At 65.6% G+C, this 26,985-nt stretch carries 23 protein-coding genes; 14 read left to right on the top strand and 9 right to left on the bottom strand.

Features of this window, described 5'->3' with window-relative positions; genetic code table 11:
- Positions 1-169 precede the first annotated feature (169 nt).
- Positions 170-1,300: an AI-2E family transporter gene (locus tag IEI94_RS15275; protein WP_191168135.1), complete on the top strand. Its 1,131-nt coding sequence runs from the start codon at positions 170-172 to the stop codon at positions 1,298-1,300.
- A gap of 39 nt (positions 1,301-1,339) precedes the next feature.
- Here IEI94_RS15275 and trxA read toward each other — a convergent pair whose 3' ends face one another.
- Positions 1,340-1,663 carry a thioredoxin gene (gene trxA, locus IEI94_RS15280; protein WP_191168136.1) on the bottom strand — a complete coding sequence of 108 codons (324 nt, stop codon included), beginning with the start codon at positions 1,661-1,663 and terminating at the stop codon, positions 1,340-1,342.
- Between the two features lie 280 nt (positions 1,664-1,943).
- On the opposite strand from trxA, the gene cysB reads away from it, so the two are divergent.
- A complete protein-coding gene (gene cysB, locus IEI94_RS15285; protein WP_191168137.1) occupies positions 1,944-2,915 on the top strand; it encodes an HTH-type transcriptional regulator CysB in 972 nt (323 codons plus the stop codon).
- A gap of 86 nt (positions 2,916-3,001) precedes the next feature.
- On the opposite strand, the gene IEI94_RS15290 is transcribed toward cysB, so the two are convergent.
- Together IEI94_RS15290 and pabB are read right to left on the bottom strand one after the other, a co-directional pair.
- Positions 3,002-3,616 (bottom strand): phosphoadenosine phosphosulfate reductase family protein, encoded by a 615-nt coding sequence (locus tag IEI94_RS15290; RefSeq protein ID WP_191168138.1) that lies wholly within the window; start codon positions 3,614-3,616, stop codon positions 3,002-3,004.
- A gap of 145 nt (positions 3,617-3,761) precedes the next feature.
- On the bottom strand, positions 3,762-5,123 hold the full coding sequence (gene pabB / locus IEI94_RS15295; RefSeq protein WP_191168139.1) for an aminodeoxychorismate synthase component I: 1,362 nt from the start codon (positions 5,121-5,123) through the stop codon (positions 3,762-3,764).
- Positions 5,124-5,380: 257 nt separating this feature from the next.
- On the opposite strand from pabB, the gene IEI94_RS15300 reads away from it, so the two are divergent.
- The 6 genes from IEI94_RS15300 to IEI94_RS15325 all read left to right on the top strand — a co-directional run bounded on the left by IEI94_RS15300 (position 5,381) and on the right by IEI94_RS15325 (position 13,158).
- Positions 5,381-6,094 (top strand): GntR family transcriptional regulator, encoded by a 714-nt coding sequence (locus tag IEI94_RS15300; RefSeq protein ID WP_191168140.1) that lies wholly within the window; start codon positions 5,381-5,383, stop codon positions 6,092-6,094.
- A 39-nt stretch (positions 6,095-6,133) separates the two neighbouring features.
- Complete coding sequence (gene prpB / locus IEI94_RS15305; RefSeq protein WP_191168141.1) at positions 6,134-7,021, top strand: methylisocitrate lyase; 888 nt, start codon at positions 6,134-6,136, stop codon at positions 7,019-7,021.
- 85 nt (positions 7,022-7,106) lie between these two features.
- Positions 7,107-8,234 (top strand): 2-methylcitrate synthase, encoded by a 1,128-nt coding sequence (prpC, locus tag IEI94_RS15310; RefSeq protein WP_191168142.1) that lies wholly within the window; start codon positions 7,107-7,109, stop codon positions 8,232-8,234.
- 37 nt (positions 8,235-8,271) lie between these two features.
- A complete protein-coding gene (gene acnD / locus IEI94_RS15315; RefSeq protein WP_191168143.1) occupies positions 8,272-10,905 on the top strand; it encodes a Fe/S-dependent 2-methylisocitrate dehydratase AcnD in 2,634 nt (877 codons plus the stop codon).
- Entirely contained in the window at positions 10,902-12,083 is a 1,182-nt protein-coding gene (prpF, locus tag IEI94_RS15320; protein ID WP_191168144.1) for a 2-methylaconitate cis-trans isomerase PrpF, read from the top strand. The genes acnD and prpF overlap by 4 nt, the downstream gene beginning before the upstream one ends.
- Before the next feature lie 67 nt (positions 12,084-12,150).
- The gene (locus IEI94_RS15325) at positions 12,151-13,158 is read left to right on the top strand and encodes a zinc-dependent alcohol dehydrogenase family protein (protein WP_191168145.1); all 1,008 of its coding nucleotides are present in this window, start codon (positions 12,151-12,153) and stop codon (positions 13,156-13,158) included.
- A gap of 15 nt (positions 13,159-13,173) precedes the next feature.
- Here the strand turns inward: IEI94_RS15325 and IEI94_RS15330 are convergent, their stop codons facing one another.
- Both IEI94_RS15330 and soxR read right to left on the bottom strand, forming a co-directional pair.
- Positions 13,174-13,581, bottom strand: a complete 408-nt coding sequence (locus IEI94_RS15330) for a YciI family protein (RefSeq protein WP_191168146.1) — start codon at positions 13,579-13,581, stop codon at positions 13,174-13,176.
- A gap of 75 nt (positions 13,582-13,656) precedes the next feature.
- Positions 13,657-14,106: a redox-sensitive transcriptional activator SoxR gene (soxR, locus tag IEI94_RS15335; RefSeq protein ID WP_191168147.1), complete on the bottom strand. Its 450-nt coding sequence runs from the start codon at positions 14,104-14,106 to the stop codon at positions 13,657-13,659.
- Positions 14,107-14,178: 72 nt separating this feature from the next.
- Here soxR and IEI94_RS15340 point away from each other — a divergent pair, with 72 nt between their 5' ends.
- On the top strand, positions 14,179-16,065 hold the full coding sequence (locus tag IEI94_RS15340) for an ABC transporter ATP-binding protein (protein WP_191168148.1): 1,887 nt from the start codon (positions 14,179-14,181) through the stop codon (positions 16,063-16,065).
- On the opposite strand, the gene IEI94_RS15345 is transcribed toward IEI94_RS15340, so the two are convergent.
- The gene (locus IEI94_RS15345) at positions 16,037-16,423 is read right to left on the bottom strand and encodes a RidA family protein (protein WP_191168149.1); all 387 of its coding nucleotides are present in this window, start codon (positions 16,421-16,423) and stop codon (positions 16,037-16,039) included. The two genes, IEI94_RS15340 and IEI94_RS15345, sit on opposite strands and share 29 nt — an antisense overlap.
- 62 nt (positions 16,424-16,485) lie before the next feature.
- Positions 16,486-17,460, bottom strand: a complete 975-nt coding sequence (locus tag IEI94_RS15350; RefSeq protein WP_191168150.1) for a LysR family transcriptional regulator — start codon at positions 17,458-17,460, stop codon at positions 16,486-16,488.
- Between the two features lie 301 nt (positions 17,461-17,761).
- On the opposite strand from IEI94_RS15350, the gene IEI94_RS15355 reads away from it, so the two are divergent.
- The 3 genes from IEI94_RS15355 (at position 17,762) to IEI94_RS15365 (ending at position 23,623) form a co-directional block, all read left to right on the top strand.
- The gene (locus IEI94_RS15355) at positions 17,762-18,964 is read left to right on the top strand and encodes an efflux RND transporter periplasmic adaptor subunit (RefSeq protein WP_191168151.1); all 1,203 of its coding nucleotides are present in this window, start codon (positions 17,762-17,764) and stop codon (positions 18,962-18,964) included.
- Between the two features lie 86 nt (positions 18,965-19,050).
- A complete protein-coding gene (locus IEI94_RS15360) occupies positions 19,051-22,227 on the top strand; it encodes an efflux RND transporter permease subunit (RefSeq protein WP_191168152.1) in 3,177 nt (1,058 codons plus the stop codon).
- Complete coding sequence (locus IEI94_RS15365; RefSeq protein ID WP_318153406.1) at positions 22,220-23,623, top strand: efflux transporter outer membrane subunit; 1,404 nt, start codon at positions 22,220-22,222, stop codon at positions 23,621-23,623. Before IEI94_RS15360 ends, IEI94_RS15365 begins: the two co-directional genes overlap by 8 nt.
- A gap of 34 nt (positions 23,624-23,657) precedes the next feature.
- Here IEI94_RS15365 and IEI94_RS15370 read toward each other — a convergent pair whose 3' ends face one another.
- Positions 23,658-24,407, bottom strand: coding sequence for an NAD(P)H-dependent oxidoreductase (locus IEI94_RS15370; protein ID WP_191168153.1), 750 nt, complete (start codon positions 24,405-24,407; stop codon positions 23,658-23,660).
- A 97-nt stretch (positions 24,408-24,504) separates the two neighbouring features.
- On the opposite strand from IEI94_RS15370, the gene IEI94_RS15375 reads away from it, so the two are divergent.
- Complete coding sequence (locus IEI94_RS15375; protein ID WP_191168154.1) at positions 24,505-25,377, top strand: LysR family transcriptional regulator; 873 nt, start codon at positions 24,505-24,507, stop codon at positions 25,375-25,377.
- 103 nt (positions 25,378-25,480) lie between these two features.
- A complete protein-coding gene (gene aroQ, locus IEI94_RS15380; protein ID WP_191168155.1) occupies positions 25,481-26,071 on the top strand; it encodes a gamma subclass chorismate mutase AroQ in 591 nt (196 codons plus the stop codon).
- Positions 26,072-26,087: 16 nt separating this feature from the next.
- Here aroQ and IEI94_RS15385 read toward each other — a convergent pair whose 3' ends face one another.
- Positions 26,088-26,900: an AraC family transcriptional regulator gene (locus IEI94_RS15385; RefSeq protein ID WP_191168156.1), complete on the bottom strand. Its 813-nt coding sequence runs from the start codon at positions 26,898-26,900 to the stop codon at positions 26,088-26,090.
- Between the last annotated feature and the right edge of the window lie 85 nt (positions 26,901-26,985).

Here is a 26,985-nt window from a genome sequence, read left to right on the forward strand (position 1 = left end):
CTCCTTGCAGGCAGTAGACGACGTTTCGAGCCTACTCTATGCCCACGGTTCCCAGGCGGCGAGCGAGTGCACTAAGTTTCCCTAATTATGCTGGAGCGCCGAGCGGCGGATTTGTCTCGGCGGTCAACTCCAGCCATCATGAAAGGCAATCATCTCGCCAGGAAGGTCCATGGATCCCGATTCTCATCAGCCTACTCGCACCATCCCCCTTAATCTGACGCTGGCGCTTGCCGCGCTGGTGGTGATCATCGGCGGGATGAAGGCGGGGGCCGACCTGCTGGTGCCGCTGCTGCTGTCGCTGTTTATCGCCGTGGTGTGCACTGCGCCGGTACAGTGGCTCAATCGCCACGGCCTGAGCCTGCGCCAGGCGGTGTGCGCGACCCTGCTGGTGATAGGCACTCTGTTGATCCTGTTGATGCTGTTCCTGGCCAATAGCTTCAGCACCTTTATCGCCGCGTTGCCGGATATCGAGGAGCAGGCTTACGCCTACTACTATGAGCTGCTCAATTGGCTGGCAAGTCGCGGCATGTCGGTTCAGCCCGAGCAGTTCGCTCACTGGCTCGACGATGTCAACGTCACCCAGATGATACCGACCTTGCTTGGCCAGCTGGGTAACCTCCTGTTCCAGAGCATAATCGTCGGGCTGCTGGTGGTGTTCATGCTGTTCGAGACGCTCAACTTTCGCGACAAGATCAGCCAGGCGCTGCTCGACCCGGCACCCAGCCTGCGTCGGATCAGCGAGTTCAGCCTGACCCTCAAGCGCTACCTGGCGGTGAAGACCGTGATCAGCCTGATTACCGGGGTGCTGGTGTGGATCGCCTGCATCGTGGTGGGGGTGGGTTTCCCGCTGCTGTGGGCGACCCTGGCCTTCGGGCTCAACTTCATTCCCAATATCGGCTCGGCGCTGGCGGCGATTCCCCCGGTGCTGCTGCTGCTGGTGTCGCCCGATGCCGGCTGGGGCTCGGCGCTGGTGCTGGCGATGGCCTACCTGGCAATCAATTTCGTGATGGGCAACCTGGTCGAACCGCGGGTGATGGGGCGCGCCCTGGGACTGTCGACCTTCGTGGCCTTTCTGTCTCTGGTGGTGTGGGGGTGGATCCTTGGCACGGTGGGCATGCTGCTCTCGGTGCTGCTGACCATGACTCTCAAGATCGCCCTCGACAGCCACCCGGATACGCGCTGGATCGCGCGGCTGCTGGGGCCGGGGGCGGAGAAGAATGCCACAGAGGATGAGATCATGGCGGGGCGGGTGCGCCTCAAACGGCAGCGCCCCGATGATGAACACCGGGGCGCTGAATAGACGCGAGTTGTCGGCCTGGCGAGCGAGGCGCCGCTGGGATCAGGCGTTCTGCTCGATAAATTGCGCGAGCTGGGTCTTGGACTGGGCGCCGACCAGTGAGGCGACCTTGGCGCCGGACTTGAACAGCATCACGGTGGGTACGCCACGTACGCCGTGTTCGGCGGCGATTTCCGGGGCGTCGTCGACATTGACGCTGACGACCTTGATGTTATCCGCGCGCTCATCGGCGACTTCATCGACCACGGGCGCCATCATCTTGCAGGGGCCGCACCAGGGTGCCCAGAACTTCAGCAGGACCGGCTTGTCGGCCTTGAGCACTTCCTGCTCGAAGTTGGCAGTGGTGACATCGACGTTATTAGCCATGTAAATCTCCAGTTGCTTTGCGCTGTATCGAGCGTGCTTTCGCAAGGTTTAGCTGACCGATGTTAGCGGCAGCCTGCGTTGCTGGCAAATATCACCTAGCCAATACTCATAATAGCGAGGTGCTATCGGTATCCGCCAGGGTGGCCTCGGCCCAGGCCAGGTGTGGCCGTTTCGGAGGGCTTTCTTATATGCTATAAAGTAATTTAATAATGCTGGCTTATTGCCTTGTCGAATTAGCCGACCGGCCTTGGAGGCCGACCATCAGCAAGAGGTTTCGGGGATGAAACTGCAGCAGCTGCGCTATATCTGGGAAGTCACGCGCCACAACCTCAACGTGTCCGCCACCGCGCAAAGCCTGTATACCTCGCAGCCGGGGATCTCCAAGCAGATCCGCCTGCTCGAGGATGAGCTGGGGGTGGAGATTTTTGCCCGCAGTGGCAAGCACCTCACGCGGGTAACGCCAGCCGGAGAGGCGATCATCGAGCTAGCTGGCCAGGTGCTGCGCACCGCCGAGAATATCAAGCAGGTCGCCCAGGAGCACAGCGACGAGCGCCGCGGCAGCCTGTCGATCGCCACCACCCATACCCAGGCACGCTATGCGCTGCCGCCGGTGATCCACGACTTCACCCAGAAGTACCCCGATGTGGCGCTGCATATGCAGCAGGGAACGCCCAAGCAGATCGCCCAGATGGTCAGCGAGGGGCACGCCGATTTCGCCATCTGCACCGAGGCGCTGGAGCTGTTCAACGACCTGGTGCTGCTGCCCTGCTACCGCTGGAACCGCTGCGTGCTGGTACCCAAGGGCCACCCGCTGGCCAGCGTCAAGACCCTGACCCTGGAAGCGCTGGCCGAGTACCCGCTGGTGACCTATGTGTTCGGTTTTACCGGCCGCTCGCAGCTCGACGACGCCTTCAAGGCACGTGGCCTGACGCCCAATGTGGTGCTCACTGCCGCCGACGCCGACGTGATCAAGACTTATGTGCGGCTCAAGATGGGAGTAGGGATCGTTGCCCATATGGCGGTGGACCCGGAGGCCGACAGCGATCTGGTGGCGCTGGATGCCAGCCACCTGTTCGCCAGCTCGACCACCAAGATTGCCATTCGCCGCGGCACCTTCATGCGCGGCTATATGTACGACTTCGTGCAGGGCTTCGCCGCCCACCTCGACCGCGACATCGTGGATGCCGCCCTGGCGGCCGGCCCGCGTCACGAGCAGGACTTGTTCGAGAATATCGAGCTGCCGACGCGCTAAGCGCATCGAGCAACATGCATAAGGGCCCGCCGGTAGCTATACCGGCGGGCCCTTATGGTTGTGAGGCGATGTGATCAGGCAAGTGCCTAGTGCTGCAGATGCAACCCGCACTCCCGCTTCTCCTCCACCTTGGTGGGGTCGAAGTAGTCGAAGTTGTTGGGCAGGTCGTGCTGCTGCAGGTACTGGTACATCTCCTTGGCGGTCCAGTGCAGCACCGGGGCGACCTTGATCAGCCCGTCGGCGTTGCGCGAGACCGGCTGCATGCGGGCACGCTCGGCGGTGTCTTCGGCACGCAGCGCGGTGAACCACACCTCGGGGGCCATTTCGCGCAGCGCGCGCTGGAAGGGCTCGAGCTTGACCTCCTCGGTAAAGGCGGCGTGGCGCGGGTCGTCGATGCCGGGAAAGTCGCCTTCCAGGGCTTCGCGATGGGCGCGGGAGCGCTGCGGGTGGTAGGTGATCAGGTTGAGGTCGAGGCGCTTGACGACCTCGTCGACGAAGCGATAGGTGGCCTCGGTGTTGTAGCCGCTATCCATCCATACCACCGGGATATCGGGTTGCACCTGGGTCACCATATGCAGGATGACCGCTTCGAAGGGGCGGAAGTTGGTGGTGCAGATAGCGCGCTTGCCAAGGCTCAGTGCCCAGCGCGTGAGGGCTTCGGGGTCGTTGCCATGCTGCTGGTTGATGCTGTCGATATCCATTATCTGGCTCCTGAAGGCGAAAGACCGCCGCTCTGGTGAATGGCGCCAGATTACCAAAGCCGCACAGCCCCGCCCCAATATCGTTTGGTTAGATCGTTATATATCGAAAAATAAGCTTGAGGCGGCTGCGTTAGAGCCATTGGTGCTAAGTGATAACACTGTCTTGATCCAGGGCGTGCAGCAGGTGGCGGATCTTGTCGAGGGTCTCGTGGTACTCGGCCTCTTCATCGGAGTCGGCCACCAGGCCGCCGCCGCCCCACAGGTGCAGCTGGCCAGCGTCGGCCACCGCGGTGCGGATGGCGATGGAGGTATCCATATGGCCGCGCAGGTCGACATAGCCGAGGCTGCCGCAGTAGACGCTGCGCCGGCTGGGTTCCAGCTCGTCGATGATCTGCATGGCGCGCACCTTGGGCGCGCCGGTGATCGAGCCGCCGGGGAAGGAGGCCGCCAGCAGGTCGAGCGTAGAGCGCCGGGTGGCCAGCTCGCCGCGCACGCTGCTGACCAGGTGATGGACATTGGCGTAGCTCTCCAGGGCGCACAGCTGCGGGACCCGCACGCTGCCGGGGCGGCATACCCGGCCCAGGTCGTTGCGCAGCAGGTCGACGATCATCACGTTCTCGGCGCGGTCCTTGTCGCTGGCCAGCAGCGCCTCGGCCAGGCGGCGATCCTCCTCGGGGGTGGCGCCGCGCGGGCGGGTGCCCTTGATCGGTCGCGCCTCGACCTGGCCGTAGTGGGCCTGCAGAAAGCGTTCCGGTGACAGCGACAGCACCGCCTTGTCATCCCAGGCCAGGTAGCCGGCGAAGGGCGTGGGGGTGGCCCGGCGCAGCCGCAGGTAGGCCTGCCACAGGTCGCCGCGGTAGGGCGCGCTGAAGCGCTGGGCGAGGTTGATCTGGTAGCAGTCACCGGACTGGATATAGCCCTGCACGCGGCGAAAGCGCTCGCCGTAGCCGTCACGGTCGAGCTCGGCGGCGAACGGCGCGGTGATCTTGAACGGTTCGCTTGCCGGCGCCGGTATGGCCAGCCACTGCTCGACCTCGGCGCGGCGCGGCGCGCTGGCCACCAGCCAGCTCTGCTGGCGCTGGTGGTCCTGAATCAGCGCCCAGTCGTAGAGGCCGACGCGACACCAGGGCAGATGGGTGGCGTCACGCGCATGGCCCTCCAGCGGCTCGAGGCTGCGACCCAGGTCGTAGCTCCAGTAGCCGATCAGCCCGCCGAGAAACGGCAGGTCGCTGTCCGGCAGGTCGAGCCGCAGCTTGGCCAGCAGCGCTTTTTGCGCCTCGATGGGCGTGCCCGGGAGCTTGCGACCGCGGCTGTCTTGCGCCTGGCCACCGGGGGCGATCTCGAGCATCTCGAGGGGCCGCGCGCTGAGAATATCGTAGCGCCCGCCAGGGCCGTGGGGGCGCCCGCTATCCAACAGCACGGCCCCCGGCTGCTGGCGCAGCACGGCAAAGTAGCCCAATGGATCGGGCTGATAGGGCAGAGCAGTGATCTCGAGTCGTGATGTCATGCGCGGCACTTTCCTCAACGAGCGCATTATTCTAGGCGTCGTTCAGGCGTTTGTCTCATCCACGCCACGCTGGATGAAGACGGCCTATCAACGGCATATGCTAATTTGGCATTATTGTTGACAATGTTTGGGTGGGTCGGCACCGTGACCGACAGCCTCTACGCCCAAAGGCGTAGGCGACGCAGCGCGGCCGACGCTTGATTCCTCAGCGGTGGCTGGGTAGAGTGCCATTAGATCCCAATTGTCGACAATTAATCATGAATCAAGCCACATCAGAATTGAGTACGCCCGAAGTCAGAACCCTCGCCGAGCGGGTCTTCAACCAGCTACAGGAGGCCATCGTGCGTGGCGACCTGGCGCCGGGGGCCAAGATCACCGAGCCAGGGCTGTCGAAGACCTACGGTATCTCCCGTGGGCCGCTGCGCGAGGCGATGCGTCGCCTCGAGGTGCACCGCTTGATCGAGCGGGTGCCCCATGTCGGCGCACGGGTGGTCAAGCTGTCGATGAAGGAGCTGCTCGAGCTATTCGATGTGCGCGAGGCGCTGGAGAGCATGGCGGCTCGACTGGCCGCCGAACACATGACCGCCGAGGAGATCGCCGGACTGCGCGAGGTGCTGGCGCTGCATGAGCGCCAGGACGACCTCAAGCGCGGCGAGGCCTACTTCCAACGCGAGGGTGACCTGGACTTCCACTACCGCATCGTCCAGGGCAGCCACAATCGCATGCTGATGACGATCCTCTGCGATGACCTCTACTACCTGGTACGCCTCTATCGCACCCAGTTCAGCGCCAGCGGCGCCCGCCCGCAGCGGGCCTTCGTCGAGCACCACCGCATCGTCGATGCCATCGAGAGCGGTGACCCCGAGCTTGCCGAGCTGCTGATGCGTCGCCACGTCAGTGCCTCGCGGGCCAATGTCGCGGAGCGCTACGCCGAGGTGCTCGAACAGGAAGCCGATCAGCCGGCGCCATAACCGACTGCTATTCCAACGCCACCGTTCAAGGAGAGTCTCATGAGCCATGCCACTCCCGGCGCCCGCTTTCGCGCCGCGCTCAACGCCAACCAGCCGCTGCCCATCGTCGGTACCATCAATGCCTATACCGCGCTGATGGCCGAGAGAGTCGGGCACCAGGCGATCTATCTCTCCGGCGGCGGGGTGGCCAACGCCTCCTTCGGCCTGCCCGACCTCGGCATGACCACCATGAATGACGTGGTCGAGGACGCCCACCGCATCACCGGCGCCACTGAGCTACCGCTGCTGGTGGATATCGACACCGGCTGGGGCGGGGCCTTCAATATCTCGCGCACGGTCAAGGAGATGCAGCGTGCCGGCGTGGCCGCCGTGCACCTCGAGGATCAGGTGGCCCAGAAGCGTTGCGGGCATCGCCCCAACAAGGCGATCGTCAGTCAGGCTGAGATGGTCGACCGCATCAAGGCTGCTGCCGATGCACGCATCGACCCAGAGTTCTTCCTGATTGCGCGTACCGACGCCTTCCAGATGGAGGGGCTGGACGCCGCTATTGCGCGCGCCAATGCCTGCATCGAGGCCGGCGCCGATGCGATCTTCGCCGAGGCGGTACACACCCTGGACGACTATCAGGCCTTCTGCGAGCAAGTCGATGCGCCAATCCTGGCCAATATCACCGAGTTTGGCGCCACGCCACTGTTCACCCAGCAGGAGCTCTCCGAGGCCGGCTGCCAGATGGTGCTCTATCCGCTCTCGGCGTTCCGCGCCATGAACGCCGCGGCGCTCAAGGTCTATCAGAGCATCCACGCCAACGGCCATCAGCGCGATGTGGTCGAGCTGATGCAGACCCGCGATGAGCTTTACGACTTCCTCAACTATCACGACTTCGAGCGCAAGCTGGATGCGCTGTTCGTGCAGGAAAACAACACCTAGGCCACGCCTCGCGTGAGCGCAACGACTTCCCATAACAATACCTAGCATTCACCGGCCCATGGGGGCTTGGAGAAGGAGACACGTCATGGCAGATAAACCAACACCAGGCGCCGGTCTGCGTGGCCAGAGCGCCGGCAGCACGGCGCTGTGCACCGTGGGGCAGAGCGGTTCTGGGCTGACCTACCGCGGCTACGATATCGCCGAGCTGGCCGACAAGGCGCGCTTCGAGGAGGTCGCCTACCTGCTGCTCAAGGGCAAGCTACCCACTCAGGCCGAGCTCGACGCCTATATCACCAAGCTCAAGGGCCTGCGCGGCCTGCCGGCGCCGCTGCGGGCGGTACTCGAGCAGATCCCCGCCGACGCTCACCCGATGGACGTGATGCGCACCGGCGCCTCGATGCTCGGCAACCTCGAGACCGAGGAGCGCTTCGACCAGCAGCAGGACGTTTCCGACCGCCTGCTGGCGGTGCTGCCGTCGATCATCTGCTACTGGTACCGCTACTCCCACGACGGCGTGCGCATCGATACCGAGACCGACGACGACTCGGTGGGCGGCCACTTCCTGCACCTGCTGCGCGACGAGACCCCCAGCGAGCTGCACGCGCGGGTGATGAGCGTGTCGCTGATCCTGTATGCCGAGCATGAGTTCAACGCCTCCACCTTTACCGCCCGGGTGTGTGCCTCGACGCTCTCCGATATGCACTCCTGCGTCACCGGCGCCATCGGCTCGCTGCGCGGCCCGCTGCATGGCGGCGCCAACGAGGCGGCGATGGCGATGATCGAGGACTGGCGCTCCGCCGACGAGGCCGAGCGGGAGATCCTCGGCATGCTCGAACGCAAGGAGAAGATCATGGGGTTCGGCCACGCCATCTACCGCGAGTCCGATCCGCGCAACGCGATCATCAAGGCGTGGTCCAAGCAGTTGGCGGACGACGTTGGCGACAGCGTGCTCTACCCGGTCTCCGAGCGGGTCGAGGCGGTGATGTGGCGCGAGAAGAAGCTGTTCTGCAACGCCGATTTCTTCCACGCCAGCGCCTATTACTTCATGGACATCCCGACCAAGCTGTTCACGCCGATCTTCGTCTGTTCGCGGGTCACCGGCTGGTGCGCCCACGTCTTCGAGCAGCGCGAGAACAATCGCATCATCCGCCCCAGCGCGGACTATGTGGGCCCCGAGGCGCGCGGCTGGCTGCCCATCGAGCAGCGCCACTGAGCCGAATTCCAGCCTCCAACTTCCACGGGGTGAGACCATGAATACCGACTATCGCAAACCGCTCCCAGGCACCGAACTCGACTACTTCGATGCGCGTGCCGCGGTCGAGGAGATCGCCCCCGGCGCCTACGCCGGTCTGCCCTACACCTCACGGGTGCTGGCCGAGCAGCTGGTGCGGCGCTGCGACCCGGCGCTGCTGGGTGATGCGCTCCGCCAGCTGATCGAGCGCAAGCGCGACCTCGACTTTCCCTGGTACCCGGCGCGGGTGGTGTGCCACGACATCCTCGGCCAAACCGCGCTGGTGGATCTGGCCGGCCTGCGTGACGCCATTGCCAAGCAGGGCGGTGACCCGGCCAAGGTCAATCCGGTGGTGCCCACCCAGCTGATCGTCGACCACTCGCTGGCGGTGGAGCACGCCGGCTTCGAGCAGGACGCCTTCGACAAGAACCGCCAGGTGGAGGATCGCCGCAACGACGACCGCTTCCACTTCATCAACTGGACCAAGACGGCGTTCGAGAACGTCGACGTGATCCCGCCGGGCAACGGCATCATGCACCAGATCAATCTGGAGAAGATGTCGCCGGTGGTGCAGGTCCAGCCCGACGCCCACGGCCAGCGGGTCGCCTTCCCGGATACCTGTGTCGGCACCGACAGCCATACGCCGATGACCGACGCCCTGGGGGTGATCTCGGTGGGGGTGGGTGGCCTGGAGGCGGAGAGCGTGATGCTCGGCCGCGCCTCGATGATGCGCCTGCCGGATATCATTGGCGTGGAGCTGACCGGCAAGCTGCAGCCCGGCGTGACCGGCACCGATATGGTGCTGGCGATCACCGAGTTTCTGCGCCGCGAGCGGGTGGTGGGGGCCTACCTGGAGTTCTACGGTGACGGCGCCGCGGCGCTGAGCATCGGCGACCGCGCCACCATCTCCAACATGACGCCGGAGTACGGCGCCACCGCGGCGATGTTCTATATCGATAGCCAGACCATCGACTATCTCACCCTTACCGGCCGCGATGACGAGCAGGTAGCGCTGGTGGAGACCTACGCCAAGCACACCGGGCTGTGGGCCGACAGCCTCACCGAGGTCGAGTACGAGCGCGTGCTGCACTTCGACCTCTCCACGGTGACCCGCACCCTGGCCGGGCCCTCCAACCCCCACGCTCACCTGCCCACCTCGGAGCTGGTCAAGCGCGGCATCGCGGTGGGGCTGGACGCCGCCCGGGCCGAGGAGCAGGCCGGCAAGCTGCCGGATGGTGCGGTGATCATCGCCGCCATCACCAGCTGCACCAACACCTCCAACCCGCGCAATATGGTCGCCGCCGGGCTAATTGCGCGCAACGCCAACCGCCGCGGCCTGCTGCGCAAGCCGTGGGTGAAGTCATCGCTGGCGCCGGGTTCCAAGACGGTCAAGATGTACCTCGAAGAGGCCGGCCTGATGGGCGAGCTGGAGAGCCTGGGCTTCGGCGTGGTGGGCTACGCCTGCACCACCTGCAACGGCATGTCCGGGGCGCTGGACCCGGCCATTCAGCAGGAGATCGTCGAGCGCGACCTCTACTCGGTGGCGGTGCTGTCGGGCAACCGCAACTTCGACGGCCGTATTCATCCCCACGCCAAGCAGGCGTTTCTGGCTTCGCCGCCGCTGGTGGTGGCCTACGCCATCGCCGGCACCATCCGCTTCGATATCGAGAAGGACGTGCTGGGCATCGACAGCGACGGCCAGGCGGTGACCCTCAAGGATATCTGGCCCGACGACGCGGAGATCGACGCCATCGTCAAGCGGGCGGTGAAGCCGGAGCAGTTCCGTCAGACCTATATCCCGATGTTCGACCTGGACCGCGACGCCCGCTCGCTTGTCGAGCCGCTCTATGCGTGGCGTCCGCAGAGTACCTACATCCGCCGGCCGCCCTACTGGGAGGGCAATATGGCCCAGGAGCGCGGCCTCAAGGGCATGCGCCCGCTGGCGATCCTGCCCGACAATATCACCACCGACCACCTGTCGCCGTCGAATGCCATCCAGCTCGACAGCGCGGCGGGGGAGTACCTCGACAAGATGGGCCTGCCGGAGGAGGACTTCAACTCCTACGCCACCCACCGCGGCGACCACCTCACCGCTCAGCGCGCGACCCTGGCCAACCCCAAGCTGTTCAACGAGATGGTCCGCGACGAGGATGGCAAGGTGCGTCAGGGCTCGCTGGCGCGCCTCGAGCCCGAGGGCAAGGTGACCCGCATGTGGGAGGCCATCGAGACCTACATGGCCCGCGCGCAGCCGTTGATCATCATCGCCGGCGCCGACTATGGCCAGGGCTCGTCGCGGGACTGGGCGGCCAAGGGCGTAGCGCTGGCGGGGGTCGAGGCAATCGTCGCCGAAGGCTTCGAGCGTATCCACCGCACCAACCTGGTCGGCATGGGGGTGATGCCGCTGCAGTTCGAGCCGGGCACCACCCGCCACACCCTCGAGCTGGACGGCACCGAGGTGTATGACGTGGAGGGCACGCCGGCGCCGCGGGCCACCCTGACGCTGGTGATTCATCGTACTAATGGCGAGACCCAGCGGGTGCCGCTGATCTGCCGCCTGGATACCGAGGAGGAGCTGACCATCTACTCCGCCGGCGGCGTCCTGCAGCGCTTCGCTCAGGACTTCCTCGAATCCAGCGCGGGGGCCAGCGCATGAGCCACGCGCCACAGATCCGCATTCCCGCCGTCTATATGCGCGGCGGCACCAGCAAGGGGGTGTTCTTCCGCCTCGCAGACCTGCCGGCTGATGCACAGCGGCCCGGAGCAGCCCGCGATGCGCTGCTGCTGCGGGTGCTGGGCAGCCCCGACCCCTACCAGAAGCAGGTCGACGGCATGGGCGGCGCGACCTCCAGCACCAGCAAGGCGGTGATCCTGTCGCCGAGCGCCTCGCCGGACCACGACGTCGACTATCTGTTCGGCCAGGTCGCCATCGACACGCCCTTCGTCGACTGGAGCGGTAACTGCGGCAATCTCTCCGCCGCGGTGGGCCCGTTCGCCATCGCCAACGGCCTGGTCGACCCGGCCAGGATTCCCCGCGACGGGGTGGTCGAGGTGCGCATCTGGCAGGCCAATATCGAGAAGACCATCGTCTCGCGGGTGCCGATCAGCGGCGGCCAGGTGCAGGAGACCGGCGATTTCGAACTCGACGGCGTGACCTTCCCGGCGGCGGAAGTGCCGGTGGCCTTTATGAACCCCGCCGACGGCGAGGGGGCGCTGTTCCCCACCGGCCAGCTGGTGGATGAGCTGGAGGTGCCCAGCGAGGTGGTGGCCAGCGGCCGCCTCCAGGCGACTCTGATCAATGCCGGCATTCCTACCATCTTCGTCAACGCCGCCAATCTGGGTTACACCGGCACCGAGCTGCAGGAGGCGATCAACGGCGATCCAAAGGCGCTATTGCGCTTCGAGACGCTGCGCGCCCACGGCGCCGTGCGCATGGGGCTGATTAATGACATCAGCGAGGCGGGCGGTCGCCAGCACACGCCCAAGGTGGCCTTCGTGGCGCCGCCGGCCGGCTACACGGCCTCCAGCGGCAGGCGGGTCGACGCCGAGGAGATCGACCTGCTGGTGCGGGCGATCTCCATGGGCAAGCTGCACCACGCCATGATGGGCACCGCGGCGGTGGCCATCGCCGCCGCCGCGGCGATCCCCGGCACCCTGGTCAACCTGGCCGCCGGCGGCAGCGAGCGCGACTCGGTGTGCTTCGGCCATCCCTCGGGCACGCTGCGGGTCGGCGCCAAGGCGAGCCGCGTCGGCGCTGACTGGCGGGTCGAGCAGGTGACCATGAGCCGCAGTGCGCGGGTACTGATGGAGGGCTGGGTGCGGGTGCCGGGTTGAAGTCAGGGCTATCCATCCCCATTGTATAACGTTAGCAAGCTAATGTTACCCACAGGAGATCGATAGCATGCAACAGGTAACCCTCGCGCAACCCGGCGGCCTCGACAAGCTGCAGGTAGCCGATGCGCCGGCACCGGGCGCCCCCGGCGCCGGCGAAATACGCGTGCGGCTGCATGCCAGCTCGCTCAACTTTCACGACTACGGCGTGGTCATCGGCATGATGCCCACCGCCGACGGCCGCATTCCGATGTCCGACGGCGCCGGGGTGGTCGAGGCGGTCGGTGAGGGCGTTCAGGAGTTTGCCGTCGGCGACTCGGTCGTCTCGACCTTCTTCCCCGACTGGCAGGAAGGCCCGGCACGCGAGGGCGACTTCACCGGCGTGCCCGGTGACGGCGTCGATGGCTATGCCCGCGAGCAGGTAGTGCGTCCGGCCCACTGGTTCACCCACGCGCCGGCTGGCTATAGCCATGCCGAGGCGGCGACCTTGACCACGGCTGGCCTCACCGCCTGGCGGGCGCTGGTCGGCGATGGCGGCCTCAAGGCCGGCGACACCGTGCTGACCCTGGGCACCGGCGGGGTGTCGATCTTCGCGCTGCAATTCGCGCGCATGATGGGCGCGCGGGTCATCGCCACTTCGTCCTCCGACGACAAGCTCGCCCGGCTGCGCGAGTTGGGCGCCGAGCACACCATCAACTACCGCGATGAGCCTGACTGGGGCGAGCGGGTCAAGGCGCTCACCGGTGGCCGTGGCGTCGATCACGTGGTCGAGGTGGGCGGTCCCGGCACACTGCCGCAATCCATCGAGGCGGTGCGCATCGGCGGGCATATCTCGCTTATCGGCGTGCTCACCGGCGGCAGCGGTGAGGTGCCCACGGCCAAGATGATGGCCAAGCAGGTGCGCCTGCAGGGCCTGATCGTCGGCAGCCGCCGTCAGCAGATCGAGATGATCCAGGCAATTGAAGCCAACGACATGCGCCCGGTGATCGACCGCCACTTCCCGCTGGCGCAGATCGCCGATGCCTTCCGCCACCAGGCGTCTGGGGCGCATTTTGGGAAGATCTGCCTCGACATTTGAGAGGGCGCTAGCGGCCTAGACGGTGCCTAGTGCCCGGAAGCGTTGGATGCCTTCCCCCGGAGCGAAGTCCTCCAGCTCGAACAGCTGGCGGACTTCGATCTCGGCGTTTCCGCCCGGGCCACCGGGGTTGGGGAAGCGCCGGGTCCACTCCAGCGCCTCTTCCCGCGAGGCTACCTGGATCAGGGTGTAGCCGGCGATCAGCTCCTTGGCTTCGCCGAAGGGGCCGTCGGTCAACAGCGGTTCGCCGTCGCGATACTCGATGCGCCAGCCATTGGCGCTGGGCTGCAGGCCAGAAGCGTCGAGTAGCGCGCCGGCGGCGGCCAGCTGTTCGTGATAGTCGGCCATGGCGGCGACCATGCAGTCTTCCGGCATGACGCCGGCTTCACTGTCCTGACTTGCCTTGACGATGATCATAAAGCGCATGCGCTCTCTCCACATTGGTGTCTACCCTCCAATGTCGATCTTGGCGGCGTCGATTCGACACCCTGTACGCGTCTTTCAGCTCGATTCCAGCAGTCGTGCCCCGGCGCCCTGCTCGGCGAGGGTGTCGCGGGGGTTACGCAGCGGGCAGTCGTCCATCGACAGGCAGCCGCAGCCGATGCAGTGGTCGAGCTGATCGCGTAGCTGGGTCAGGCAGCGAATGCGTTCGTCGAGGGTCTTGCGCCAGTTGGCCGAGAGACGCTGCCAGTCGGCGGCGCTGGGAGCGCGGTGGTCGGGCAGGGTGGCGAAGGCCTCACGCACCTCGGCCAGCGAGATGCCGGTGCGCTGGGCGACCTTGATGATCGCCACCCGGCGCAGCACGTCGCGGGTGAAGCGTCGCTGGTTGCCGGCATTGCGGCGGCTGGCGATCAACCCCTTGGCTTCGTAGAAGTGGATGGCAGATACTGCCACCCCACTGCGGGCGGCGACCTCGCCGACGCTGAGCTCACGCGGAATTCGTGCCGACATGCGTTTTTCCTTGACCTTTAGTTAACTTGAGGTTTTACCCTGCCAGTCGCCCTTAAGACAACCGGTGATGTCATGTTCCGCTTCTTCGAAACCCTGGTGAATCCCTATCCCTCCGGTGAACCCGAGACCCCGCCCCGCGGGCTGGGCGCCTTTATTCTGCACTTTTCGCGCCCGGTACTGCCGCTGCTGATCGTCATGTCGCTGCTCACCGCACTGGTCTCGGCAGTCGAGGTGCTGTTCTTCAGCTATATGGGCGACCTGGTCGACTGGCTGGCGACGGCGGAGCGCGAGGGCTTCTTTGCCGAGTATGGCTGGCGCCTTGCCGGCATGGCGGCGCTGGTGGTGATTGGCTTGCCGCTGCTGACCCTGCTGCAGTCGCTGATCACCCATCAGAGCATCTTCGGCAACTACCCGATGATCGGCCGCTGGCTGTCGCACCGCCATATGCTCGGACAGAGCATGGCCTTCTATCAGGACGAGTTCGCCGGCCGGGTCTCGCAGAAGGTGATGCAGACGGCGCTGGCGATTCGCGAGACGGTGATGAAGCTGATGGACCTGCTGGTCTATGTGATCGTCTACTTCGCCGGTGCCATGCTGCTGATGGGCAGCGCCGAGCCGTGGCTGATGCTGCCGCTGGTGGCCTGGCTGGTCGGCTATGTCGCGATCATGAAGGTCTTCGTACCGCGCCTCCGCCAGGTCTCCATGGATCAGGCCGACGACCGGGCGCGGATGACCGGGCGCATCGTCGACAGCTACAGCAATATCCAGACCATCAAGCTGTTCGCCGATACCCAGCGCGAGCAGCACTACGCCCGCGATGCCATGGAGGGCTTCATGGCCACGGTGCACCGCCAGATGCGCCTGGCCACCAAGCTGACGGTAAGCCTGACGCTGCTCAACTCGCTGCTACTGGCGGGGGTGGCGGCCATCGCCATCGGCGCCTGGTACCTGGAGGCGGTGTCGCTGGGGGTTATCGCGGTGGCGATTGCGCTGGTGATGCGTATCCGCTTCATGTCCAACTGGATCCTGTGGGAAGTGGCGGGGCTGTTCGAGAATATCGGCACGGTGCAGGACGGCATCAACACCATCGCCCGCGAGCCCGAGATCAAGGATGCCCCGCAAGCCAAGGCGCTGGAGATATCGCGGGGCGAGATCCGCTTCGATGCGCTGCGCTTCGGCTATGCGCGGCCCGACGGTGAGGCCCAGCGGGTGTTCGACGGCATGAGCCTGACCATTGCGCCCGGCGAGAAGGTCGGGGTGATCGGCCGCTCCGGCGCCGGCAAGTCGACCCTGGCCAACCTGCTGCTGCGCTTCTACGACCTGGAAGGGGGACGCATCCTGATCGACGATCAGGACATTGCAGGCGTCGGCCAGGCGTCGCTGCGTCAGCAGATCGGCATGGTGACCCAGGACACCTCGCTGCTGCACCGCTCGCTGCGCGACAACATTCGCTACGGCAGTCCACATGCCAGTGAGGAGCAGGTGCTGGAGGCGGTGCGACGCGCCCACGCCGATAGCTTTATCGACGATCTGGTCGATGTGCAGGGGCGGCGCGGGCTGGATGCCCATGTCGGCGAACGCGGGGTCAAGCTTTCCGGCGGGCAGCGGCAGCGCATCGCAATTGCCAGGGTGCTGCTCAAGAACGCGCCGATTCTGGTGCTCGACGAGGCGACTTCGGCACTCGATTCCGAGGTCGAAGCGGCGATTCAGGAGCAGCTCTACACCTTGATGGAGGGCAAGACGGTGATCGCCATTGCCCATCGGCTGTCGACCATCGCCATGCTCGACCGGCTGGTGGTGATCGACGAAGGGCGTATCGTCGAGACCGGGACTCATCAGCAGCTGTTAGAGCTTGATGGGCTCTATGCTGCCCTATGGCGGCGCCAGTCGGGCGGTTTTCTGGGCGTCGACATCAACGGCGAGACGGCCGTCACTCCGGCCGGCGCGCCATCAGCGTGATCTCGACCCGGCAGCCGCCGCATAGTCTGGGCGACTCGGTGCAGGTGCGCGCAGGGTAGTGGGGTCCCTCGAAGTACTCTGCGTAGATGCTGTCCATATCGCTGATCTCGTCGAGGTCGGCGAGGTGGACATCGACCCTTACCACGTCGCGCATGTGCACGTTGACAAGCTTCAGCATGCGCTCGAGTTCGCGCATGACGCGATGTGTCTCCTTCTTGATATCGCCTAGATCACCCTCGGTACCGTGGATATCGGCGACGGTCAGCCCGGACACGAAAGCGTAGCGGTCGTCGAGCACGATATGGCTGCCGGGGAACTGCGGGCTGGGCAGGGTGGGGTCGTTGTGGTGCTCTGGCATGAGATCTCCTTATCAAGAAAGCACCTATACGACACGCCTCGGCAACAAGGGTTCCTGCGAAATCAGGCGGTTGCTGCGGCGTCCTCTGTCACCTCGGCGGCGGGCTGAGCCTGAGGATGCCACGGCTGGATGGTTGGCATGTTCCCGATTTGCATGCGCTCGACGACGAAGTCGACGAAGGTGCGCACCTTGGGAGATATCAGTCGGCCTCCAGGGAAGACCGCATTGAGTTCAACTTCAGGCCCCTCCCAACCCTCCAGCACCCGCTGCAGTCGCTGCTCATCCGGCCCCAGGCAGGCGACGATCTCGCTGGTCAACATCAACCCTTGCCCCTCGACGAGGAGCCCGCGTAGCACAAAGGGGTCGTTGGCGACGGCAATCGGATCGATCTCGACCTCCTCCTGGCGCGCCCCTTTGCGCAGCTGCCACAGATAGCGCTGGCCGCGCTGGTCGGTGGACTTGGCCAGGGCGGGGTGGCGAGCCAGATCTGCTGGCTCGGTTGGTTCTCCGTGCAGGGCGATATAGCTGTCGCTGGCATAGACAAAAGAGCGAAAACGCGCCAGAGGACGAGCGATCAAACTCGAATCCGGTAGCGGACCGACCCGTAAGGCAACGTCGATCTGATTCGTGACCAGATCAAGGCGATCATTGGATAGCACCATATCGATGCGCACCTGGGGATAGCGCTCGCGAAACTCGCGTATTAAATCTGAGGTGAACTCGGTACACATGGTAAAGGGCGCCGTGACCCGCAACCAGCCACGCGGGCTATCTTCCAAACGCTGGACGGCGTTCGCGGCCTGGTCCAGATCCTGGGCGATGCGATTGCAGTATTCAAAGTAAACGGCACCGGCCTCGGTAAGGCTAAGATTGCGCGTGGTGCGGTGCAGCAGACGGGCACCCAGTCGCTCCTCAAGCCCTTGTACCTTGCGGCTCACTGTTGTCTTGGAAAGGTGTAACTGCTTGGCCGCGGCAATGAAGCTGCCCTGGTCCACGACCTTGGCAAAGATCAGGGCGTCATTGAGGTCTTGTAGCATGATTGTTGTCCTGTGCCGTGCGAGCAGTGGGTAGTCAACACTACAGGAAGAAGGACGTGGATGGCTGCACGGACACTATCCCGTCAACGGGACAGTATTTCCCTCTCAACCCGACTAATCAAGTAACCGGCAAGACTATATCGTGGCAGTCGGCAAAGTTCGTCGTTGTCGATTAGGGATGCTGGCAAACGAAATGCATAGCCTTAGTTAAAAAATAAAGGACATAAGTCACAGCGAGTCGATTACCGGCCAGGGCTTATAGCGACGCTGCAAACGGCTACTCGGGATTGGGAGAGGAACAATGAACGTCCACAAGATGTTCGGGAGTCGGCGATATCTAATGGTTATCACCATAGTCGCCGGGCTCTTCGTTTTGACGGGATGCGACAGTCAGGCCGATGACCAGGCTGACGCGGGGCAGGGGCCACCACCGCCCCAGGTCAGCGTGGCTCAGGTGCTGGTCGAGGATGTCGAACTGTGGGACGAATTCACCGGCCGTATCGAAGCGGTGGAAAGCGTCGATCTGCGCCCCCGCGTATCGGGCTACATCGACAGCATTCATTACACCGAGGGCCAGGAGGTCGAGAAGGGCGACGTTCTGTTCACCATCGACCCGCGGCCCTATCGCGCCGAACTGGAGCGCGCTGAGGCCGAGCTACAGCGGGCTCGAGCCCGGGCCGACCTGGCCCGCAGCGAGGCCGCTCGAGCCGAGACGCTGGCGCAGAGTCGCTCGATCTCCCGCGAGGAGCTGGATCAGCGCCGCGCAGCGGCGGCCACGGCGGGGGCCGATATCCTGGCCGCCCAGGCCAGTGCTGAAACCGCCCGGCTCAATATGGCGTTCACCGAGGTGCGTGCGCCTATTGGGGGGCGCACCGGCCGGGCGCTGGTCACACCGGGGAACCTGGTCTCGGATGCCACGCCGCTGACCCGCATCGTCGCCCTGGAGCAGGTGCACGTGCACTTCCATAGCGACGAGCAGGCCTATCTGCGCTATGAGGCCATGTCGCGCAACGGCGAGCGTGAGAACTTCCGCGGTGCGAGCTTTCCGGTGCGCGTCGGCCTGGCCAACGATATCGGCTACCCCTACCGCGGCGACGTCGATTTCGTCGATAACCGCCTCGATGCCGAGGCCGGCACTATCCTGACCCGCGCCGTTCTCGACAACAGCGAGGGGCGCTTCGCTCCCGGCATGTATGCCCGCGTGCAGCTGCTGGCGGGAAACGCCGATAACAGTCTGCTGATCGATGACAAGGCGGTGCTCACCGACCAGGACCGCAAGTATGTCTATGTGGTCGACGACGAGGGCCGGGCCATGCGCCGCGACGTGCAGCTCGGCCGCATGATCGACGGGCTTCGGATGGTGGCGGATGGCCTGGAGCCGACAGACCAGGTGGTGGTCAATGGCGCCCAGCGCATCTTCTACCCAGGCATGCCGGTGGCGGCGGAGAGCGTCGATATGCGCGGCTCGGACGCCACTGCCGCTGAGGTCGCCGCCATACGCTGAGCACGCCTGACTCCAGCAATACCCAATAACCCTGAACGCTGTTCTCGGGGCGGGCGCCTTTGCCCGCCCCGCAAGGGAGTCTTGTCATGAATTTCGCCAAATTCTTCGTCGACCGGCCGATCTTCGCCGCGGTGCTGTCGATCCTGATCTTTATCGCCGGCGCCATCGCCATTCCGCTGCTGCCGATCAGCGAATACCCCGATGTGGTGCCGCCCACCGTCCAGGTACGGGCCGTCTATCCCGGCGCCAACCCCAGCGAGATCGCCGAGACGGTGGCCACGCCACTGGAGGAGGCGATTACCGGGGTCGAGAATCTGATGTACATGAAGTCGGTGGCCGGCTCCGACGGGGTATTGGCGATGACGCTGACCTTTCGCCCTGGCACCGACCCGGACGAGGCTCAGGTCCAGGTACAAAACCGCGTCAGCCAGGCAGAGGCGCGTCTGCCCGAGGCGGTGCGCCGCCAAGGGGTGACCACCGACAAGCAGTCCCCGGACCTGACCATGGTGCCGCAGCTGATCTCCCCCGACGGCCGCTACGACAGCACCTACCTGCGCAACTACGCGGCGCTGCATGTGCGCGACGAGCTGTCGCGCCTGGAGGGGGTGGGGCAGGCGATGCTGTTCGGTGCCGGCGACTACGCCATGCGGGTGTGGATCGACCCGGACCGTGCCGCTGCCCGGGGGCTGACCGCCGGCGATATCCTGGCGGCGATCCGCGAGCAGAACGTGCAGGTTTCGGCCGGCCAGCTCGGCGCGCCCCCTACGCCAGAGACCTCGGACTTCCTGATCTCGATCAACGCCCAGGGGCGGCTGTCCAGCGAGGAGGAGTTCGGCAATATCGTGGTCAGGGCCGGTAATGACGGTCAGATCACCTATCTCTCCGACGTGGCGCGCATCGAACTCGGCGCCGCGGAGTATTCGCTGCGTTCGCTGCTCGACAACCAGCAGGCGGTGGCCATCGGTATCTTCCAGGCGCCAGGCTCCAACGCCATTGCGCTCTCCGATGCGGTGCGCGACAAGATGGACGAGCTGGCCGAACGCTTCCCCGAAGGCGTGGAGCACGAGATCGTCTACGACCCCACGGTGTTCGTGCGCGACTCGATCGAGTCGGTGATCAAGACCCTGCTCGAGGCGGTGCTGCTGGTGGTACTGGTGGTCACGCTGTTTCTGCAGACCTGGCGGGCGTCGATCATCCCCCTGCTGGCGGTGCCGGTATCCATCGTCGGTACCTTCGCCGTGCTCTATCTGCTCGGTTTCTCGATCAATACCCTGACCCTGTTCGGTCTGGTGCTGGCCATCGGCATCGTGGTCGACGACGCCATCGTGGTGGTGGAGAACGTCGAGCGCAATATCGAGGAGGGGCTCGCGCCGCTGGCGGCGGCCCACCAGGCGATGCGCGAGGTGAGCGGGCCGATCATCGCCATCTCGATAGTGCTGTGCGCGGTGTTCGTACCGATGGCCTTCCTCGAGGGCGTCACCGGCCAGTTCTATCGCCAGTTCGCGGTGACCATCGCCATCTCCACGGTGATTTCGGCGATCAACTCGCTGACGCTGTCGCCGGCGCTTGCCGCGCTGCTGCTCAAGCCCCACGACGCGCCCAAGGACCGCCTGTCGCGGGGGATCGATTTCCTCTTCGGTTGGCTGTTCCGCCCCTTCAACCGCTTCTTCAACGCCAGCTCAAAACGCTATCAGCGTGGCGTGGCGCGCAGCCTGCGTCGGCGGGGGGCGGTATTTGCCGTCTATGCGCTGCTGCTTGCCGCCACCGGGCTGATGTTCCAGGCGGTGCCCGGCGGCTTCATTCCCACCCAGGACAAGATGTACCTGATCGGCGGTGCCAAGCTGCCGGAGGGCGCCTCGCTGGATCGTACCGAAGCGGTGATCCGGCGTATGACCGAGATCGCCCTGGATACCGAGGGGGTCGAGGCTGCCGTGGCATTCCCGGGGCTCAACCCGCTGCAGTTCACCAACACGCCCAACTCCGGCACGGTGTTCTTCGGCCTCGAGCCGTTCGGCGACCGTAAGCGCAGCGCCGAGGAGATCAATGCCGAACTCAACGGCAAGTTCGCGGCGCTGCAGGAGGCCTTCACCTTCGCCTTCATGCCGCCGGCGATCCTCGGGCTCGGCTCCGGCTCGGGCTTCTCGCTGTTCTTGCAGGACCGTGCCAATCTGGGCTACGGCGAATTGCAGGAGGCGGTCAATACCCTCAGCGGTGCGCTGATGCAGACGCCGGGCATGGGCTATCCGATCTCCTCCTACCAGTCCAACGTGCCGCAGCTGGACCTGCACGTCGACCGGGTCAAGGCCAAGACCCAGGGCGTGGCGCTGACCGACCTGTTCGAGACCCTGCAGGTCTACCTCGGCTCGGCCTATGTCAACGACTTCAACCGCTTCGGCCGCACCTGGCAGGTGATCGCCCAGGCCGACGGCGACTACCGCATGGATGCCGAGAATATCGGCCGTCTGCGCACCCGCAACGAGTACGGCGAGATGGTGCCGATCGGCAGCATGATCCGCGTCGACCAGACCTTCGGTCCCGACCCGGTGATCCGCTACAATGGCTATCCCGCCGCCGACCTGCTGGGCGAGTCCGACCCGCGCATCCTCTCTTCCAGCCAGGCCCTGGCGGTGGTCGAGGGGCTGGCGCCGGGGGTGCTGCCGGCGGGCATTAGCTTCGAATGGAGCGACCTGAGCTATCAGCAGGTCAACCAGGGCGGTGCGGCGTTGATCGTGTTCCCGCTCGCCATCCTGCTGGTGTTCCTAGCGCTGGCGGCCCTCTACGAGAGCTGGACCTTGCCGCTGGCGGTAATCCTGATCGTGCCGATGTGCATGCTCTCGGCGCTGATCGGCGTACGCCTGACCGGGGGCGACAGCAACATCTTCGTGCAGGTGGGGCTGGTGGTGCTTATCGGGCTGGCGTGCAAGAACGCCATCCTGATCGTCGAGTTCGCCCGCGAGCTGGAGATGCAGGGGCGCGGTATCGTCGAGGCGGCACTGGAGGCGTGCCGTCTGCGTCTGCGGCCGATCATCATGACCTCGATCACCTTCACTGCGGCGGTGGTGCCGCTGATGCTGGCCGGCGGCGCCGGTGCCGAAGTGCGCCAGGCGCTGGGCACGGCGGTATTCGCAGGAATGATTGGCGTGACCCTGTTCGGCCTGTTCCTGACCCCGGTGTTCTACGTCGCCCTGCGCAAGCTGGTCACGCGCCACCGCCCGATGCCCGAGGGCTCCACCCTGCCGCTGGAGGGCGACTATCGTGCGTAATCTGCTGCTGATTCCCTTGCTGCTGATCCTCACCGCCTGCGCCGTGGGGCCCGACTACCGCGCGCCGGCGCTTCCGGAACCACAAGCGCTGGTGCGCGCCGAGGCTGCGCTGGTCAGCGCCGAGCCGGTGGAGGTCGACTTCTGGCAAGGCTTCGAGGACCCTTTGCTGACCCAGTTGGTGGAGGAGGCCCTGAGCGCCAACCACGACCTGCGCATCGGCCTGGCGCGCTACGACCGCAGCCGTGCGCTGCTGCGCCAGAGCCACCAGGATCTGGGGCCGAGCGTGAACGCCCAGGGCGGTGCGGCTTACCAGCGCTTGAGTGCCGACCAGATGCCCGGGAGCTCACGCTCGGATCGCGACACCGAGAGCTTCGATGCCGGCGTGACGGCGTTCTGGGAGCTGGACTTCTTCGGTCGCGTGCGGCGTAACGTGGAGGCCCAGCGGGCCGAGGCCGAGGCCAGCAGCGCCGATCTGCGCGCCCTGCAGGTGGTGGTGGTCGGCGAGCTGGTCGACCACTACTTCCAGCTGCGCGGGTTGCAGGAGCAGCTGCGGGTGGCCCGGGCCAACGCCGAGAATCAGCGCGAGTCGCTGGCGCTGGTGAATGCGCGTCTGGAGGCGGGGCGCGGCACCGACTTCGATAGCGTGCGCGCCAGGGCGCAGCTGGAGAATACCCTGTCGCGCATTCCCGCCCTGGAAGGGGAGGTGGCGGCGCGGGTTCATCGCATCGCCGTGTTGAGCGGCAAGGAGCCCGGCGCTTTGGTCTCCCTGCTGGAACAGCCGGTGTCACTGCCCGCGCTGCCGGCACGGGTCGCGACCGGCCTGCCGGGCGACCTGCTGCGTCGGCGTCCCGATATCGCTGCCGCGGAGCGCCGTCTCGAGGTGGCCAGCGCGCGCATCGGTGTCGCCACCGCCGATCTCTACCCGCGCTTCACCCTGAGTGGGCTGCTGGGTACCCAGGCGGCCAGCACGGGTGACCTGTTGGGACGCGATGGCGAGACGCGGCTAGTGGCGCTGGGGGTGGATTGGTCGTTTCTCGATCAGGGGCGGGTGCGGGCCCGGATGGCCGCCGCCGAGGCCGATGCCGAGGCCAACCTGGCGCACTACGAGCAGACGATCCTGCTGGCATTGGAGGAGACCGAGACCGCCCTGGCACGCTACGCCCAGGCGCTGCGTGAACGCGAGCATCTGGTCGACGCCGCCGAGGCCAGTGCCGAGGCGGCGCGCCAGGCCCGAGTGCGCTTCGAGGTCGGCGTGATCGATTTCCTGGAGGTCATCGACGCCGAACGCTCGGTGCTGGACGCGGAGGATAGCCTGGCACGTAGCCATACCCGCTCGGCCACCGCCCTGGTGGGGCTCTATCGCGCGCTGGCCGGTGGCTGGCCGGGCAGCGCCTGATCGTCACCCAACAGCTCTGTGCGGCGACTGTCCGTCAGGGTCGCCAGTACAGCGGATGCTCCGCCTTCAGCACGCCTTGCTCATCCCAGTCTTGCCAGCCGCTGAAGGGGATGGGCTTGGCCTCTTCGAGTCGTCCAAGGCGCTCCGCCCAGGCCTGCTTGGCGTGTTCGATATGCTCGCGGAACTCGCCCTCGGCCTGATAGCTGAGCCCGCCGCCCTGGACGCCGTATACCACCTGCGGTGGCAGCACCTCCAGGCCTAGGTAGTAGAGCGAACAGTGGGTTGGCCACATCAGCGCGGCCATATCCCCACCGCGCCCGTGGCGAGTGAAGGCCTCCGTGGGAGAGCCGGTGGTCACCAGACAGAGCGCCCGCTTGCCCACCAGGCGGCCGCGGTCGTAGCGCATGCTGCCGGAGTAGAGCCCGCCGTAGACCATCACCCGGTCGAACCAGCCCTTGAGCATGGCCGGCAGGCCGTGCCACCACAGCGGGAACTGCAGAATGATCAGATCGGCGCGCTCGAGCCGGGCAATCTCGCGCTGCACGTCGTCTGGCAGGGTCTGTTGGTTGAAGGCGTGGCGCTGCTCGGTGAGCGGCGCGAAGACCGTATGCTCGGCGCGTTGCGGGTAGTGGCTGGGCCGCTCCACCGGATCGAAGCCCTCGGCGTAGAGGTCCGAGACCTCCACGCGATGACCCAGCCCCTCCAGCGACCGCACCGCGATCTCCTTCATGGCGCCGTTGAAGGAGCGCGGTTCGGGGTGACAGAAAACGATCAGCACGTTCATGGGCGGAGACCTCTGATGGGATGTGTATGCTCAGGCCTCCGAAGCTATGCTGTTCATTTATGATCTAACATTCCCTTTTCATGAGAAGTAACTTTGCATGAATGAACAGCTGCAGTGGGATGACCTGAGGGTGATCCTGGCGATCACCTCGGCAGGTTCGTTAGCGGGGGGCGCACGCCGCATGGGTGCCAGTCACGCCACGCTGTTTCGGCGGCTGAATGCCATCGAGGGGCGCCTGGGCGTCAGGCTCTTCGAGCGCTCACGCACGGGCTATGCCGCGACGGCGGCGGGCGAAGAGCTGGCGGCGGCGGCGAAGCGGGTCGAGGCGGAAGTGCTGGGCGTCGAGCGCCGTGTGATAGGGCGCGATCTGCGCCTGTCCGGGGTGGTGCGGGTCACCACCACGGATACCCTGCTGATGGGGTTGCTGTCGCCGATCTTCGCCGACTTCCAGAGTGCGCATCCTGAGATCGTGCTCGAGGTGGCGGTCTCCAATCAGCTGTTCAATCTTTCCCAGCGTGATGCCGACGTAGCGGTGCGGCCCTCGGCCACGCCGCCGGAGCACTTGGTTGGTCGCCCGGTGGGGCGTATTGCCCAGGCGGTCTATGCCCGTGCCGGAGCGGCGTCAGATAACTGGGTCGGACCGGACCGTCACCTGGGCTATACCGCGCTCGATTCCTGCATGCAAGCAAACGGCGCTGATGCCAACTGCCGCTATCGCGTCGACACCATGCTCGGCATGTTGGCCGCGGCCCGCGATGGGCTAGGGCGGGCCGTACTGCCGTGCTACCTCGCTGATAGCGACCCGGCGCTGACACGCATTGGCGAAGCGATTCCCGAGCTTGCCACCGACCTGTGGCTGTTGACCCATCCCGACCTGCGGCGGGTGGCGCGTATTCGTGCCTTTATGACCTTTGTGGCCGAGGCGCTGGCGGAGCGAACTTCACGACTGACCGGCAAGTATGGCGATTGACGCCTCGCCTCTCCGCTAGCGCCTGGGGGCATCTCTGGATATGGCCGTGGTCAGGCCGTGCTGCCACACTGGGAGGCCATCATTCACGAAAGGAGTCGTCCGTATGTTGTTTGGCTATCGACGTATTTGGCGCTGTCATGTCGCCGGCATTGTCGCCTTGTTGCTGCTCGCTGGGTGTCAGACTCAACCGCCGCTACCGCCGGAGCAGGATCAACTCGCCATCGACCATATGCTGCAACGGGTCGATGAACGTCTCGAGGTGGCGCCGTTGGTGGCGCAGTCGAAGTGGAACTCCGGTGCGGCCATCGAGGCGCCGGAACGCGAAGCGCAGATCCTCGAGTCGGTAGCGGAGGAGGCCGTTGCCGCAGGGATCGACGAAGCGTTCGCGCGAGAGTTCTTCCAGCAGCAGTTCGAGGCCAGCAAGCAGATTCAGCGGCGGCTTCATCTACAGTGGACTCAGGAGGGACGGCCACCCTTCGACTCGCCACCGGATCTCGGCGAGGAGGTGCGCCCAGTACTCGACCGCCTGACGCCGCAGCTGATCGAGTCGCTGTCCGAGATGCAGCGTATTGCCGAGGTCGAGGGGGCGGGCCACTACCTGCGTCAGCGTGCCGAGGTGCTGGTCAGTGATGATTTCGACGGCGAGCCGCGTAGCGTGGCGCTGCAGCCGCTGATGGACAGGATGACACGCTAAGAGCCCGCAGAGGGCCTCAGTCGCGACAGCCCGGGCGTGTGAAGTAGCGCCCGGGGCTGACGCCGAGGCTGCGGCGAAAGGCGGCGATGAAGGCACTCGGCGAGTCGTAACCGACGTCCTGGGCCACGGCGGTGACCGCACGCCCCTCTGCCAGCATGGGCAGGGCGGCGAGCAGGCGTGCCTGCTGTCGCCAGGCGGCGAAGCCCATGCCGGTCTGGGCCAGGAAGCGTCGTGCCAGGGTACGGGGCGAGGCGCCGACCGTCTGGCCCCAGGTAGTCAGATCGTCGCGGTTTGTCGGGTCGTCACGCAGGGCGGTACAGATCCGCTGCAACGCGGGGTCGTCAGGCTCGGGGAGGTGCAGCGGCAGCGTGGGCCCCTCGTGCAACTCGTCCAGAAGCACCGCCACCAAGCGCGCGCCGGCGCCCTGGTCGGTCGCCTCGGCCGGTAGTGCCATCAAGCGCAGTATCAGCTCACGCAGCAGGGGCGAGACGTTTACTACCCGCGGCTGGGTAGGGAGCCCCGGCAGCCGCTCGTCGAGATAGAGCGTGCGTAGCTTCACGGCCCGGTGCATCAGCAGGGCATGTTCCATGTGTGCCGGTATCCATACCGCGAGCTGGGGCGGTACTACCCACCACCCCGCTGGAGTCGATACCGTCATCACCCCCTGGGTGGCGAAGACTAGCTGGGCGCGTGCGTGATGATGGCGGCCGGTATCCCAGCCGGCGGGATAGTCGCAGGCATAGGGCTGCACGGGGCCCGATGCGCTCTCGATGCGCCGCTGCAGGGCTTCACGTGGCAGGGGCAGGGTGTGTGCCAGAGTGTGAGGCATATTGTCCGTTACGCGATATATGTTGTCGGAATGGCGAGAGAAGTCGCTTCGCGTGCAGTTTAGCCTGAAAGGCCGGCAACCTGGA

This window comes from Halomonas sp. ML-15 (assembly GCF_014779595.1).
In the GTDB taxonomy this organism is placed as follows: Bacteria; Pseudomonadota; Gammaproteobacteria; order Pseudomonadales; family Halomonadaceae; genus Franzmannia.

Coding starts and splice junctions, on each gene's coding strand:
- IEI94_RS15275 (WP_191168135.1), top strand. CDS start 170: ATGGATCCCGATTCTCATCAGCCTACTCGCACCATCCCCCTTAATCTG.
- trxA (WP_191168136.1), bottom strand. CDS start 1,663: ATGGCTAATAACGTCGATGTCACCACTGCCAACTTCGAGCAGGAAGTG.
- cysB (WP_191168137.1), top strand. CDS start 1,944: ATGAAACTGCAGCAGCTGCGCTATATCTGGGAAGTCACGCGCCACAAC.
- IEI94_RS15290 (WP_191168138.1), bottom strand. CDS start 3,616: ATGGATATCGACAGCATCAACCAGCAGCATGGCAACGACCCCGAAGCC.
- pabB (WP_191168139.1), bottom strand. CDS start 5,123: ATGACATCACGACTCGAGATCACTGCTCTGCCCTATCAGCCCGATCCA.
- IEI94_RS15300 (WP_191168140.1), top strand. CDS start 5,381: ATGAATCAAGCCACATCAGAATTGAGTACGCCCGAAGTCAGAACCCTC.
- prpB (WP_191168141.1), top strand. CDS start 6,134: ATGAGCCATGCCACTCCCGGCGCCCGCTTTCGCGCCGCGCTCAACGCC.
- prpC (WP_191168142.1), top strand. CDS start 7,107: ATGGCAGATAAACCAACACCAGGCGCCGGTCTGCGTGGCCAGAGCGCC.
- acnD (WP_191168143.1), top strand. CDS start 8,272: ATGAATACCGACTATCGCAAACCGCTCCCAGGCACCGAACTCGACTAC.
- prpF (WP_191168144.1), top strand. CDS start 10,902: ATGAGCCACGCGCCACAGATCCGCATTCCCGCCGTCTATATGCGCGGC.
- IEI94_RS15325 (WP_191168145.1), top strand. CDS start 12,151: ATGCAACAGGTAACCCTCGCGCAACCCGGCGGCCTCGACAAGCTGCAG.
- IEI94_RS15330 (WP_191168146.1), bottom strand. CDS start 13,581: ATGCGCTTTATGATCATCGTCAAGGCAAGTCAGGACAGTGAAGCCGGC.
- soxR (WP_191168147.1), bottom strand. CDS start 14,106: ATGTCGGCACGAATTCCGCGTGAGCTCAGCGTCGGCGAGGTCGCCGCC.
- IEI94_RS15340 (WP_191168148.1), top strand. CDS start 14,179: ATGTTCCGCTTCTTCGAAACCCTGGTGAATCCCTATCCCTCCGGTGAA.
- IEI94_RS15345 (WP_191168149.1), bottom strand. CDS start 16,423: ATGCCAGAGCACCACAACGACCCCACCCTGCCCAGCCCGCAGTTCCCC.
- IEI94_RS15350 (WP_191168150.1), bottom strand. CDS start 17,460: ATGCTACAAGACCTCAATGACGCCCTGATCTTTGCCAAGGTCGTGGAC.
- IEI94_RS15355 (WP_191168151.1), top strand. CDS start 17,762: ATGAACGTCCACAAGATGTTCGGGAGTCGGCGATATCTAATGGTTATC.
- IEI94_RS15360 (WP_191168152.1), top strand. CDS start 19,051: ATGAATTTCGCCAAATTCTTCGTCGACCGGCCGATCTTCGCCGCGGTG.
- IEI94_RS15370 (WP_191168153.1), bottom strand. CDS start 24,407: ATGAACGTGCTGATCGTTTTCTGTCACCCCGAACCGCGCTCCTTCAAC.
- IEI94_RS15375 (WP_191168154.1), top strand. CDS start 24,505: ATGAATGAACAGCTGCAGTGGGATGACCTGAGGGTGATCCTGGCGATC.
- aroQ (WP_191168155.1), top strand. CDS start 25,481: ATGTTGTTTGGCTATCGACGTATTTGGCGCTGTCATGTCGCCGGCATT.
- IEI94_RS15385 (WP_191168156.1), bottom strand. CDS start 26,900: ATGCCTCACACTCTGGCACACACCCTGCCCCTGCCACGTGAAGCCCTG.